The organism is Pseudomonas rustica (assembly GCF_018336155.1).
GTDB classification, from domain to species: Bacteria; Pseudomonadota; Gammaproteobacteria; order Pseudomonadales; family Pseudomonadaceae; genus Aquipseudomonas; species Aquipseudomonas rustica.
The window spans coordinates 92,599-105,033 of sequence record NZ_JAGYHF010000013.1; the positions used below are offsets into that span (position 1 = coordinate 92,599).

The following is a 12,435-nucleotide window of genomic DNA, read 5'->3' on the forward strand; positions in this document are numbered from 1 at the left end:
TCACTCGTCGTCGAGTGTTGCGACGACTTGACCCGGTTCCACCGGATCACCGTCTTCTACCAAAAAGGCACTGAGGCGACCAGCCGTCCCGGCGGTCAGTTCGGAGAACTGCTTCATGACCTCGATCAGGCCAATGACCGTGTCAGCGCCGACCTGTGCGCCGACCTCGACGAAGTTCGCCGATTCCGGGGTGGCTTTGCGGTAGAAGGTCCCCGGCAACGGGGTGATGACTGTGTGTTCGGCCATGTCTGTTCCTTTTGGAATAGTTGTAGAAAGGCAGGCAAAAAGTGAATCGTTGGGCAAACCCTCGCGTCTCTGTGCGAGGTGTTTGCGTCAGGTCTCAGCGCGGTGCGCGAACCGTTATGCCCGCGCCATCCAGCGCGCGACGCGTGGCTTCGACCAACGCCAGAGCTCCCGGCGTGTCGCTGTGCAAACAGATGGAATCAAACTCAATGGCGAAGTCTTCGCCCTCGACAGTGCGCACCACGCCTTGCTGGCAAGCACGCAGCACGCGTTCGGCGACGTGGGCCGGGTCGTAAGCCCGCACGTTGCGGGTGAACACGATGGAGCCACTGAGGTCGTATTCGCGGTCGGCGTAGAACTCGCGAATCACTGGTTGGCCGAGCTCTGTGGCAACCCGCCAGATCACCGAATCGGGCATGCAATACAACAGCAATTCCGGCTCCAGACGCTGGAGATTTTCCACCAGCAAACGGGCGGCCTCCTCGTCCCGCGCCAAGTGCATGTAGAGCGCGCCGTGGGGTTTGATGTGCTGCAGGGCCACGCCTTGAACCCGGGCGAGTTCACGCAGGGCGCCCAACTGATAGAGCATGTCGTCGACCAGTTCCTGGGCCGGCGCGTTGATGTGCCGACGGCCAAAACCCACCAAGTCGCGAAACCCCGGATGCGCACCGATGGCTACGCCCAGACGCTTGGCCTGCTCGACGGTGCGGCGCATGGTGGAAGGGTCGCCGGCATGAAAACCGGTGGCGATGTTGGCCGAACTGATAAAGCCCATCAGCTCATTATCGACACCATCGCCGATGGTCCACGGGCCAAACCCTTCGCCCATGTCAGAGTTGAAATCTACTGCCTGCATAGCACCTGCTCCCGACGCTTGTGACTTCATGCAGGTCAAGTTAGATTCCCGCTACCCCCCTTGGGAAGATCTATTAATAGATAGGGTATCTTCTGAAAAACAGATACCCCGTCACTCGGAGTACCCATGTCACTGACCCTGCGCCAAGTCCGTTATTTCGTCGCCACCGCCGAGATCGGGCAAATTTCCCAAGCCGCGATCCATTTGAATATTTCCCAGTCGGCCGTGACGACGGCGATCAAAGAACTGGAAAGCATCCTCGGCACGCTGTTGTTCCAGCGCTCGGCTCAAGGCATGAGCCTGACCGACGCCGGTCGGCACTTTTTGAATCGGGCTTACGTGATTTTGCGCAGCGTCGATGACGCATTGAACAGCCCGTTGCCGGACATCCGCGCCAGCGGTGTATTGCGCCTGGCGGCGAGTTACACGGTGATCGGATACTTCCTGCCACACCATCTGCAACGGCTTGAGCACTGGCATCCAGACGTGGCCATCGAAGTCCACGAACAGGAGCGGCAAGCGATCGAACAAGGCTTGCTGGAAGGTCGTTTTGACATGGCCGTGGTGCTCACCGCCAACCTCACCCACCCGGACATCGTCTCGGAAATACTCTTCAACTCCGAACGCCGGTTATGGCTGCCCAGCCACCATCCGCTGTGCGAACGCTCGGCAGTCAGCCTCGCCGACGTTGCGAAAGAACCCTACATTCTGCTGACCGTCGACGAAGCTGAACATAGCGCCAAGCGCTACTGGGAACAGGCACATCAGCAACCCAACGTGCGGGTACGCACCAGTTCAGTCGAAGCGGTGCGCAGCATGGTCGCCAATGGCAGCGGCGTGGCAATCCTCTCGGATTTGGTACACCGCCCCTGGTCACTGGAAGGCAAACGGATTGAAACTCTGACCGTCACCGACAAAGTGACGCCGATGAGTGTCGGGCTGGCCTGGCATCGCGAACGCGAATTCAGCCCGGCGATGCAGGCGTTTCGTAACTATTTCCACGATGCATTTCTGGCGCCGCAACAGCTGTCTGCGCGACGGTGACAACCCACTCCACCGCCCACTCCGGAATGCCCAAAGGCGGTTCAAATTGTTTTGCGAAGTGAGCTATCTTGTCGGCCTGCTGATTCACTCAATAGCCTAGGGAAGCCAATGCTCAGTTCGCTCATATCGAATGGTCAGGTACAAACGCCTGAACAATTAGAACTGACGGTGCCTTGGTGGAGTTTCACCAAAACAGTTTTGGCGGCGACAGCCCTGTCGCTGGTACGAGATGGGCTGACTACGTTAGACGAGCCCGTGCCTGATCAGCTTTTCACGCTGCGTCAGCTTCTGCGGCATGAGGCAGGTCTGGCCGATTACGGCGAACTTGCGGAATATCACGCAGCCGTCAGGAATGACGAATCGGCCTGGTCGCCAGATGAAATGATGCAACGGCTTGACGCTGCTCGACTTCGATACAGTCCCGGAACCGGTTGGCGTTATTCAAATGTCGGTTATTCGTTTATCGGCAGGCTCATTGAGCGGCTAACTGATCTGACGCTTGAAGAGGCGGTGCTACAGCGGGCGATTTCACCATTGGGTCTGTCGAATGTTCGCTTCGCTAAAACGCGCACAGACTTACAAACGACTCACCTTGGAAGCACCTTGAATTACGACCCTGCCTGGGTTTATCACGGTCTGCTGACTGGACCGGTTTCGCAAGCAGCGCTATTTCTGGATCGCCTCCTCAGCACTGACTTGCTCTCCTCGAATTTGCGCCAGGCAATGCAGGCCGCGCGAACATTGGGCGGCCCGATACCCGGGCGCCCATGGATCACTCCGGGCTACGGGCTTGGGGTGATGCAGGGCACGATTGGCGGCGGGCATTCCCTCTGCGGGCACACCGGTTGCGGGCCGGGCAGTGTTATCGCTGTCTATCGTGTTCGTGAGGGCGATGCATCAGCGTGTTGCGCTGTTTTTGAGCCGGGTACCAGTGAAGGTGCTGTCGAGGCCAAGGTCGTTGAACAGTTGATGCAAGCGCTGCCGCATGTCTAATTTTTTATGGCATCAACAGCAAGTCGTGGTACATCCTCTCGATCACATCCTGCTCCGAGGCCCACAAGAGTTTTCGATTTCTGTAGCCAGCTTCAATACCCTTTGGCCAGACGCTTTTGCCAATCGCCACCCTGAGCGTTTTCGCACTCCTGCTCAGAATCAAAGCGAACATTGCGATCTGTCAGTTTCAGCTCGATACCTGCTTCATCCAGCGCAATAGCCGTCAGTGCGAAGATCCGGGCTTTTGCGTCAACCTCGGCGAGCTTTCTGTCGGCCAGGGTTTCGAACACCCAGATGATTTTCAGTGTTTCAGCCAGTGCATTCAGGTCAGCCGTGTGGGTAAGCCAGGTGAAGCCGTTGATTTCACTTTTTGCCGTTTCGCACGCTTCGGTCAGCGTGGTGATCAGCCGGCGTTCTATTCGCGCTAGTTCACGTTTTCCTGCGGGCATTGCAAGTTCCTTGGCAGATCATTAAAGGGGCGTAGGCGCACTCTGGCATTTTCGGCTGAACACCGCCATCCACACCAACCCTGCTAATCTGTTCCCCATGAAAATCGCCATCATTTCCGACACTCACGGCCTCCTGCGCCCCGAAGCGTTAACCGCGATCGAAAGCGTCGAACTGATCCTCCACGGTGGCGACATCGGCAGCGCTGACATCCTCAGCCAACTGGCGCAAATCGCCCCGGTTCACGCCGTGCGCGGCAACAACGACTTGAACCTGCCTTGGGCCACCGACCTTCCCGATCACCTCACCCTCAACCTCAACGGCTGGCCAACCCTGCTGACCCACGACATCGCCGACGTCCCCGCCCTTCTCGACAGCCTTACCCGCCTCATCATCACCGGCCATTCCCACAAACCCTTGATCGAGTGGCGTGGCGATCGGCTGTACTTGAATCCGGGCAGCGCTGGGCGGCGGCGTTTCAAACTGCCGGTCACCCTCGCCCTGCTCGACATCCACGCAGAAGCTCTGGAACCGCAATTAATCCACCTCCTGCCCTGAAACTTTTTCACTCCAATCGGCCTGATCACCTAACCTCTTAGACTGTGTGTTCATCGAGAGTCGGTCTGTCCCATGCGCAACACGTTGAAGTCGTTGTTTCTCATCGCATTCATGCTGCTCACCGCCGGCAGTCCATCGCTGTGGGCCGCCGATCTGCCAGCACCTGCCGCGACCACCGCCGCGCCGCTACCGGTCATTTCGCAAAGTGACCTGCAAGCCCTGCAACAACGCCTCGATGGCCTGAAACAGCAAATCTCCGCCGCGAACAATTACAACCAGCTCGAAGGCCCACAGGATCGGGTGCAGGCGTTCATTCTGGACGTCGACAAATTGTCGGCGGCGTTGTTACCGCAACAGGCGCAACTGACCGTGCAACTGGGCGTTTTGGGCGCAGCGCCGGACACCGAGATCGCCGCCGAACAAGCGGATATAGTCGCCCAGCGAGCGACGCTGACGGAGCAAAAAAACAAAGTCGACGGCACGCTGAAAAGTCTGGCGGCGCTGAAGCAAAGTGCGGCGGATCTGATCACGCAGATCGCCGGCATCCGCCGCACATTGCTTGAAAGCGAGTTGACGCTCGGCACCCTGAGCGTGTTGAACCCGGACTTCTGGGCACCGCTGGTCAATCCTTCGCGGGATGATCGGCAGCGTTTCAGTTTTTTCGTTGATCAAGTTTCTGACACCTGGGCGACGGTGTGGGCGCCGGGGCGGCATTTTTATACGCTGGTGTTGCTCGCGCTGGCACTGGTGGTGTGGACGTTCGGCCGTCGTCTGGCCGAGCGTGGGCTGACCTGGGTTTGCATCCACCGCATGCCGGAAGGTCGTTTGCGCCGCAGTGCGCTGGCTTTTGCTTCGGCGCTGGCGACGATTGCGACCACTGCCCTCGCCTTGCATGTGCTGTATTACGCGCTCACCCGTCACGCGCCGCTGACGCCGGTGCTGTCGACGTTTTCCGAGGAATTCGAAAAGGCTGTGTACGCCTGCGTGCTGATTACCGGGCTGAGCCGTGCGCTGTTGTCGATCGATCATCCATCGTGGCGGTTGCCGGCCATTCATGATCAGGTCGCGCAGGCACTGAAGCGCTTCCCACGCATCCTTTCCGGCACATTGCTGGTGCTGGTGACGCTGGTGCAGGTGTGCAACGCCACCGGCATGAGCAGTCAGATCGTTCTGACCGGGCGCGGCGTGACATCGATTGTGGTCATGGTGATTGTGGTGACACTGCTGCTGCGCGTCGGCAAGGTGCGCAAAGCGTTGGTCGCCGCCAATGACACGCAAGCGAACAGTACGTTCGCCGGGGTGATGTACACCATCGCCAGTATTTCGATGTTCGTCTCGGCGATTGCGCTGCTCACCGGTTACGTGTCCCTGGCCCGTTTCATCACCTATGAAGTGGTCTGGGCCTACATTGTGCTGTCGGGCTTTTACTTGCTGATTCAGGTGATCAAGGACGGCTGCGAATACGCGTTCTCGCCCAAGCATGCGAGCGGCAAGGCGCTCAAACAGTTACTGGGAATAGGCGATCGGCGCCTCGATCAAATCTCGATTCTATTGTCCGGTTTCAGCCGCGCGGCGCTGTTGCTGCTGGCGGTGATCGCGTTGTTTGTCGGTGGCATCGGCACCACGCTCGGACAGTTGGCGACCAACATCATGGCGATCCTCGGCGGTGCCGGATTGCGCAAGTTCAACATCGTCCCTTCGCATTTGCTTAACGCGGTACTCGCGCTGTTGATCGGTATCTGGCTGATCCGCGCCCTGAGTCGTTGGCTCGACAATGAATTCCTGCCCAAAACCGACATGGATCCGGGGATGTGCGCGTCACTGAGCACGCTGTTTTCCAACATCGGTTACGCGTTCGTGATTCTGCTGACGCTGTCGTCGTTGGGCGTGCAGTGGACGAACCTGGCGTGGATCGTCAGTGCGCTGTCGGTGGGTATTGGTTTCGGTTTGCAAGAGATCGTGAAGAACTTTGTTTCCGGTCTGATTCTGCTGACCGAGCGGCCGGTGAAGGTGGGCGATTTGATCAGCATCAGCGGCGTCGAGGGTGATATCCGCCGGATCAACGTGCGCGCCACCGAAATTCAGCTCAGCGATCGCTCGATTGTGATCGTGCCGAACTCGCAGTTGATCTCGCAGAATCTGCGCAACGTCACGCTGGGTGGCAGCGCTCAGGGTGTCGCGTCGCTGGAGTTGGTGTTTCCGCTGGATATCGATCCTGAGGCAGTGAAGGATCTGCTGCTGAACACGTACCACGAGAACGAAACCATCCTTGAAAAACCGGCGTCGTTTGTGCGCTTCAGCAAGTTGTCGCCGGACGGGATTACGCTGACGGTGACCGGTTATGTCGGCAGCCCGAGGATTGTCGGGGTGACCAAGAGTGATCTGTTGTTCGAGATTCTCAAACGGCTGGGAGCGGCCGGAATTGCCTTGGCATCGCCCCCACCCTGATGCCCCTGTAGGAGCTGCGGAACGCTGCGATCTTTTGATCTTGTCTTGTAAAAAAATACGATCAAAAGATCGCAGCCTCGTTTCACTCGACAGCTCCTACAGGCTTTCGGATCGTTCGTTGCGCAGTGACCCAAGGGTTATTCCTGAAGCGCCTATCAGCCTGCTTTTTAGGTCTTTATTGGTGATGAAACGGCGACCTTATACTCGCCGGGTTCGCCCAATCATCAATAAGGATGTTCCATGCCTCAACGTCTTTTACTGGCGGCACTGTTCCTTGCAGTCGCCGGTTGCGCCAGCCCTCCTCCTGCTTCCGTTCACACCCACGATCCCGCCAGTTCAACCCTGCAAGGCGATGCCTCACGGCCGGCGCAGGCGCAGTGGTTGCGCACTGAGTTGTACTTCTCGGTGGGGTCGATTGATCGCAAGGAAGGCGCGGTCAGCCCGGCGCGCTGGCGCGAGTTTCTCGACAAGGAAGTGACGCCGCGGTTTCCCGATGGCTTCACGGTACTTGATGCCTATGGGCAGTGGAGCGATAAAGGCGCGAAGGAGCCGGAGCGTTTGAGCACTAAAGTCATTGTGATTTTGCATGAGAACAGTGCGAAACGTGGCAGCGATATCGAGGCGATTCGGTTGGCGTATAAGCGTATTACCGGGGATTTGTCGGTGCTGCGGTTGTCGCAGCCGGCGGAGGTGTCGTTTTAAGAGCCCCTCACCCTAGCTCTCTCCCCGAGGGAGAGGGAACTGATTGGGGGATATTTGAGGGGTTCGCCGACTTGGACTTGCTTTGGCGAATCCAGCATCGACTCGGTTTTTTCAGGTCGATTGAGGCACAGCTTAAAAGCCCCTCACCCTAGCCCTCTCCCCGAGGGAGAGGGAACTGATTGGGGGATATTTGAGAGGTTCGCCGACTTGGACTTGCTTTGGCGAATCCATAATCGATTCGGTTTTTCAGGTCGATGTATCACGCAGCACACCTCGGTCGGCCCCCTCTCCCTCCGGGAGAGGGCTGGGGTGAGGGTTTGCCTTTAAGCGACTCAACCCGGCCAAAACCACCGCGCCAACCAAAAGAACGCCAATCCCCAAAAACACCCCATACCCCACCACGGTCACGCTGGAATACAGCATGTACAGGCACAACCCAAAAAACAGCAACGGCAACAGCGGATACAACGGCACCCGCACCGGCCTCGCCACCTCGGGAAACCGCCGCCGCAATATGATCAACGCGACACTGCTCAAACTCAAAAACAACCAATACACCGGGGTCAAATACTCGACCATGGTGTTAAACCCGCTCTGGGTAAAACTGCCGAACATCACCAGCAACAGCGCCACCGCGCCCTCCGCCAGCAACGCTTTGCGCGGTACGCCATGGCGATCATCCCAATCACCAAAACTGCGCAACTGCGGTACATCGCGAGCCGCAGCGTAAGTGGTGCGCGCGCCAACCAGCAACGTCGAATTGATCGTGGCGATCGCCGCAATCCCCACCATCAGCAGAATCAGCATGACCCCGGGCGCGCCAAAAGCACGGTTGAGCAGTTCAACGGCCGGCGCATTGCTCGCCGCCAATCCGGCAAATCCCAGGCCCTGAACAAACGCCCAATTCAGCGCCAGATAGATAATCATCAACACCGTCAGCGCGCCGATCATGGCGATGAAAATCCCCCGCCGACCATCGCGCACTTCCGCCGATAACGTCGCCGCATCACTCCAGCCGCCGAACGCGAGAAACACAAAAATCATCGCCGCCGAAAACCCGGCCATACCGGTATTTTCCGGCGTAACCGACAAATTCGGCAGCGGCGGCTCAACCCCTTGCCACGCCAGAAAAACCCCCGCACTGGCGATGCTCAAAAAGCCCAACGCGAGCAAGCCAACCAGCAATGTCTGCGTGATGAAACCGAGTGCTTGCCCGTCAGATTCAGCAGCACCAACGCCGCGATCACCGCCCCGGCAAACAGCCCCGATCCATACTGTCCCAACGGCACCACCGCATTCACGTAATCGGCAAACATAAACGCCGACAACGCAATCCACCCGGTGTGCATCACCGAAAACCGCGACCAGGCGAACAGAAACCCCATGCGCTCGCCATACGCCGTGCGCAGAAAATGATAGTCACCGCCCGGATGCGGAAACGCCGTGGCCATTTCCGCAAAGCACAGCGCGCCGATCATCGACGCCACGCCGCCAAGCACCCACACCAGGTAGAAGTGCTCGGGCCCGACGTTGAGCGCCACGGTCGGCGCGGTTTTCAGGATGTCGGTGGTGATCACCATGCCCAGCGTGATCAGCAACGCCTGGAACACCGGCAGATGCCGCCCCGGCCCGGCGTTAGAAACCATAGGTGGCGCGAGCGTAGTAGTAAGCGCCGTTGGTGCCGATTGGCGAGAGCACGTCGTACGGCAGGTTGCCGCCGTAGTTGATCGCCGAGCCGGAGCGTTCCGGGTAGTTGTCGGTGAGGTTGTTGCCACCGACGGCGATGTTGAATTTCGGGGTGAATTTGTAGGCGACCTCGGCGTCCAGTTGCCATACCGCACCGTAGGTCTGCTCCGGTTGCGAGTCGCCGAAATCGAACACCCGAGTGGTCTCACCCTGACGGGTCAAACGCCCAAGCAAGCCCCAATGTTCGCTGGCCCAGTTGGCGGAAAAGATGAAGCGATCCTTCGGCGCGGCGTCGGTCAAGGTGTTGGTTTCTTCGACGCCGACCAGCGCGTCATTGCCGATGCCCAGCGCGGTCAATTGCGATGGCGTGCCTTTGGTGCTGGTGACTTTGGTGTGGTTGTAGGTGTACGCGGTGGTCAGGCCGAGTTGCCCTTCGTAGAACGGCTGATGATAGTTGAGCACCAGTTCGGCGCCGTGGGTGCTGGTGTCGGCGGCGTTGGTGAAGAAGTTGACGTCATGTATGCCGGCCACGCCGAAGTTGTCATTGATGTAGTTTTCCAGCGCATCGCTGCCGATGCGTTGCGACAGGGTGATGCGGTCTTTGACGTCGATGCGGAACACGTCCAGCGACGCATCGAAGCGTTCGTTCAACTGGAAGGTCAGGCCGAGGCTGAAGTTTTTCGAGCTTTCCGGATCAAGTTTTTCTGCGCCCAATGCGCGGGCAATCGGATCGTTAACCGAGAGCACGCGAATGTCGGTCAGCGTGCCGCCATCGCCGAAGTTGCTGGTGGTGTTCTGGAAACCGCTCTGCGCCAGAGACGGCGCGCGGAAGTTGTTCGACACCGCGCCGCGCACCGCCCACTGCTCGGTGAGTTTGTAGCGGCCACTGAGTTTGCCGGTGAGTTTGCTGCCGGCATCGTCGTAATGCTCCCAACGCGTGGCGGCGTCGACGAAGAAACGGTCGGTGAGATCGCCGGACAACTCGGCGTAAGTACCGAACACATTGCGATCCAGATCCGACTCTTCGCTCGGGCGCAGTCCATTGGCGCCATCGGCTCCGGAGCCGACATAGGAAGCCGCGTCACCGGCGTAAGTCAGGTAGTTTTCGTAGCGGTATTCGCCGCCGACGGCCAACACAAATGAGCGTTCGCCGAGGCGCAGTTCGCGGGTGAAATCGAGGTTGGTCGTGGTCTGGCGCAACTCGTAATCGCCGGTATCGAACTCGGTGGGAGAGTCTTCACCGAGACTGACGTTGAGGGTGCGTCGGGTCGATCCATCGAAGCGATTGCGGCCATGGGTGACGCTGCTGTCGAAGTCCCAGTCGTCGCCGATCATGCCTTTGAACCCGGCAGTGGCGGAGACGTCCTTGTTGTCGCCAAGCGATTGCGGCAGGTAGCCGTTGGGGTAGAACTGCGGCTGCTCGTACGGGTAGCGATAGAATTCGGCGCCGGTGGTGTGGCGCTGGTTATAGGTGCCGAAGCTGTAAGCCTTGCCGCCGGCCAGCGGCAGTTCGCTGTTGAACCACAGGTTGACATCGCGGGCGATGCCGTCGCCCATCACGTAGTTGCGCTGGTTGGGGATGTCGTCGAAGCCGTCGAAACCGGCGCGATTGGTCGGGTTGCGATCCTTGTACTCGGTGCCGCCGCGAATGAAGCCGCCCTCCTCGCCGAGGCGCGTGCCGATCTTGGCGGTGGTCACGCTGTTCTGGCCGTCGGTGGTGGTTTTGCCGATCGCGTCCTGATGGGTGTGATAGGCGCCGTAGCTCGTCGTCACTTCGCCGCCCTCGGGGGCGTCGTCGAGGATGATGTTGATCACCCCGGCAATCGCATCGGAGCCGTACTGCGCACCGGCGCCGTCACGCAGCACTTCGATGCGTTTGATCGCGCTGATCGGGATTGAGTTGAAATCCACCGGCGCCGTGCCGCGACCGATCTTCGAGGAGTCGTTGACCACCGCCGAAGTGTGCCGGCGTTTACCGTTGACCAGCACCAACACCTGATCCGGGCTCATGCCGCGCAGTTGAGCGGCGCGTACATGGTCGGCACCGCCGGAGTTGGACTGGCGCGGCAGGCTGAACGATGGCAACAGCGTCTGCAAAGCTGCGCCCAATTCGCCATCCGCCGCGCCGGCGGCTTTCAGGTCATCAGCGGTGAGCACGTCGACCGGCACTGGCGAATCCAGCACGGTGCGGGATGTGCCACGAGTGCCGGTCACCAATACGGTATCGAGTTTGGCTTCATCGTCAGCTTGCGCGGGAAGTTGCCAAATGGACGTGAGCACAGCAGCAGCGAGTAATGAACGCGAACGGTAATACATGCAACAGCTCCTTGAATCGCAGCTAATACCCGGCCCTGCCAACCAAAAGTCGTCGGCCATCAGTGCACGGCAATGTCTGCTGTAGTTTTATAAAACAGGAAGGCAGCGAAGGCTGTTAGATCGGAAAGTGCAAATAGAACGCAGGATCCCCAAAAGTAAGCTTTTCCCCTTGGAGGCCGATGCTAGACGAGCGGAGAGCTGTGGCAAAAGAACCAATAACGCTTAGGTTATATCGGCTTGGCGGAGTGTGCTTAGAGCAACATAAGTGTTGCCCAGGCAACACTAAATCCAACTAACAACAACAAACTAACGGATGGATACAAAACCTGTGGGAGCGGGCTTGCTCGCGAATGCGGTGTGTCATTCAACAATGATGTTGTCTGATCCAACGCCTTCGCGAGCAAGCCCGCTCCCACAGTTTTGATCGGTGCTGGGCTCAATCACTCGGGGTTTTCCGAAAACTCACCGCCAGCCGATTCCAGCTGTTGATCGTGGTCACGGCCATGGTCAGGTCGACCAGCTCCGCTTCGTTAAACTGCTCGCGCGCCTGTTGATACACATCATCCGGCACATGGCTCTCAGCTAACAATGTCACCGCCTCCGCCCAGGCCAGTGCCGCGCGTTCACGAGGATTAAAAAAACCGCTGTCACGCCACACTGCAATCGCATACAACCGCCGATCACTCTCCCCCGCTCGCCGGGCTTCGACCGAATGCATATCCGTGCAAAACGCACAGCCATTCAGTTGCGAGGCGCGGATCTTGATCAGTTGCAGTAACGGCTGTTCGATGCTCAAGTTGCTGGTCAGCGCCTCCATGGCAATCATCGCTTTCATCGCTTTGGGTGAAGCGCTGTAGTAATCCAGACGCGGGGACATGGCTTGATCTCGGCAGGCGCAATAAAGACTTCAAAGTAAGCGCCAAGAGGCTAGCGTTACAGCCCCAATTCCACGGAAAAGTGCCACACCAATAGCGGGCTCAACACAAACTCCTTGTAGGAGCTGCCGAAGGCTGCGATCTTTTGATGTTGCTTTCTAAGATCAAGAGATCGCAGCCTTCGGCAGCTCCTACAGGGGTTTATGCCAATTTCGGGTATTTGTGCTGCGCAACTTCTGCCAATCGCCCAACAGCGCTAATCTGGCG

The 12,435-nt window shown here is 58.7% G+C and carries 12 protein-coding genes; 5 read left to right on the forward strand and 7 right to left on the reverse strand.

Features of this window, described 5'->3' with window-relative positions:
- Together KFS80_RS23195 and KFS80_RS23200 are read right to left on the reverse strand one after the other, a co-directional pair.
- Complete coding sequence (locus KFS80_RS23195; protein ID WP_212546068.1) at positions 1 to 246, reverse strand: acetyl-CoA carboxylase; 246 nt, start codon at positions 244 to 246, stop codon at positions 1 to 3.
- Positions 247 to 340: 94 nt separating this feature from the next.
- A complete protein-coding gene (locus KFS80_RS23200; RefSeq protein WP_212546069.1) occupies positions 341 to 1,099 on the reverse strand; it encodes a 5-oxoprolinase subunit PxpA in 759 nt (252 codons plus the stop codon).
- 126 nt (positions 1,100 to 1,225) lie between these two features.
- Between KFS80_RS23200 and KFS80_RS23205 the strand changes: the two genes are divergently transcribed.
- Positions 1,226 to 2,143: a LysR family transcriptional regulator gene (locus KFS80_RS23205; protein WP_212546070.1), complete on the forward strand. Its 918-nt coding sequence runs from the start codon at positions 1,226 to 1,228 to the stop codon at positions 2,141 to 2,143.
- Between the two features lie 108 nt (positions 2,144 to 2,251).
- Positions 2,252 to 3,136 carry a serine hydrolase domain-containing protein gene (locus tag KFS80_RS23210; RefSeq protein ID WP_212546071.1) on the forward strand — a complete coding sequence of 295 codons (885 nt, stop codon included), beginning with the start codon at positions 2,252 to 2,254 and terminating at the stop codon, positions 3,134 to 3,136.
- Positions 3,137 to 3,228: 92 nt separating this feature from the next.
- On the opposite strand, the gene KFS80_RS23215 is transcribed toward KFS80_RS23210, so the two are convergent.
- On the reverse strand, positions 3,229 to 3,585 hold the full coding sequence (locus tag KFS80_RS23215) for a hypothetical protein (protein WP_212546072.1): 357 nt from the start codon (positions 3,583 to 3,585) through the stop codon (positions 3,229 to 3,231).
- A gap of 97 nt (positions 3,586 to 3,682) precedes the next feature.
- Here KFS80_RS23215 and KFS80_RS23220 point away from each other — a divergent pair, with 97 nt between their 5' ends.
- The 3 genes from KFS80_RS23220 (at position 3,683) to KFS80_RS23230 (ending at position 7,291) form a co-directional block, all read left to right on the forward strand.
- Entirely contained in the window at positions 3,683 to 4,141 is a 459-nt protein-coding gene (locus KFS80_RS23220; protein WP_212546073.1) for a metallophosphoesterase family protein, read from the forward strand.
- A gap of 72 nt (positions 4,142 to 4,213) precedes the next feature.
- Positions 4,214 to 6,589: a DUF3772 domain-containing protein gene (locus tag KFS80_RS23225; RefSeq protein WP_212546074.1), complete on the forward strand. Its 2,376-nt coding sequence runs from the start codon at positions 4,214 to 4,216 to the stop codon at positions 6,587 to 6,589.
- A gap of 240 nt (positions 6,590 to 6,829) precedes the next feature.
- Positions 6,830 to 7,291 carry a DUF3574 domain-containing protein gene (locus tag KFS80_RS23230; RefSeq protein ID WP_212546075.1) on the forward strand — a complete coding sequence of 154 codons (462 nt, stop codon included), beginning with the start codon at positions 6,830 to 6,832 and terminating at the stop codon, positions 7,289 to 7,291.
- Positions 7,292 to 7,537: 246 nt separating this feature from the next.
- Here the strand turns inward: KFS80_RS23230 and KFS80_RS23235 are convergent, their stop codons facing one another.
- The 4 genes from KFS80_RS23235 to KFS80_RS23245 form a co-directional block, all read right to left on the reverse strand.
- Positions 7,538 to 8,446, reverse strand: coding sequence for an APC family permease (locus KFS80_RS23235; protein WP_276516109.1), 909 nt, complete (start codon positions 8,444 to 8,446; stop codon positions 7,538 to 7,540).
- A complete protein-coding gene (locus KFS80_RS27120) occupies positions 8,443 to 8,937 on the reverse strand; it encodes an APC family permease (RefSeq protein ID WP_276516110.1) in 495 nt (164 codons plus the stop codon). Before KFS80_RS27120 ends, KFS80_RS23235 begins: the two co-directional genes overlap by 4 nt.
- Positions 8,927 to 11,293: a TonB-dependent receptor plug domain-containing protein gene (locus KFS80_RS23240; RefSeq protein WP_212546076.1), complete on the reverse strand. Its 2,367-nt coding sequence runs from the start codon at positions 11,291 to 11,293 to the stop codon at positions 8,927 to 8,929. The genes KFS80_RS27120 and KFS80_RS23240 overlap by 11 nt, the downstream gene beginning before the upstream one ends.
- Positions 11,294 to 11,729: 436 nt before the next feature.
- Entirely contained in the window at positions 11,730 to 12,170 is a 441-nt protein-coding gene (locus tag KFS80_RS23245) for a carboxymuconolactone decarboxylase family protein (RefSeq protein ID WP_212546077.1), read from the reverse strand.
- Positions 12,171 to 12,435: the final 265 nt, after the last annotated feature.

Bases quoted from the DNA above. Each gene is read 5' to 3' on its own strand.
- KFS80_RS23220 (WP_212546073.1), top strand. From the start codon at position 3,683: ATGAAAATCGCCATCATTTCCGACACTCACGGCCTCCTGCGCCCCGAA.
- KFS80_RS27120 (WP_276516110.1), bottom strand. From the start codon at position 8,937: ATGGTTTCTAACGCCGGGCCGGGGCGGCATCTGCCGGTGTTCCAGGCG.
- KFS80_RS23225 (WP_212546074.1), top strand. From the start codon at position 4,214: ATGCGCAACACGTTGAAGTCGTTGTTTCTCATCGCATTCATGCTGCTC.
- KFS80_RS23205 (WP_212546070.1), top strand. From the start codon at position 1,226: ATGTCACTGACCCTGCGCCAAGTCCGTTATTTCGTCGCCACCGCCGAG.
- KFS80_RS23210 (WP_212546071.1), top strand. From the start codon at position 2,252: ATGCTCAGTTCGCTCATATCGAATGGTCAGGTACAAACGCCTGAACAA.
- KFS80_RS23230 (WP_212546075.1), top strand. From the start codon at position 6,830: ATGCCTCAACGTCTTTTACTGGCGGCACTGTTCCTTGCAGTCGCCGGT.
- KFS80_RS23195 (WP_212546068.1), bottom strand. From the start codon at position 246: ATGGCCGAACACACAGTCATCACCCCGTTGCCGGGGACCTTCTACCGC.
- KFS80_RS23240 (WP_212546076.1), bottom strand. From the start codon at position 11,293: ATGTATTACCGTTCGCGTTCATTACTCGCTGCTGCTGTGCTCACGTCC.
- KFS80_RS23200 (WP_212546069.1), bottom strand. From the start codon at position 1,099: ATGCAGGCAGTAGATTTCAACTCTGACATGGGCGAAGGGTTTGGCCCG.
- KFS80_RS23215 (WP_212546072.1), bottom strand. From the start codon at position 3,585: ATGCCCGCAGGAAAACGTGAACTAGCGCGAATAGAACGCCGGCTGATC.
- KFS80_RS23245 (WP_212546077.1), bottom strand. From the start codon at position 12,170: ATGTCCCCGCGTCTGGATTACTACAGCGCTTCACCCAAAGCGATGAAA.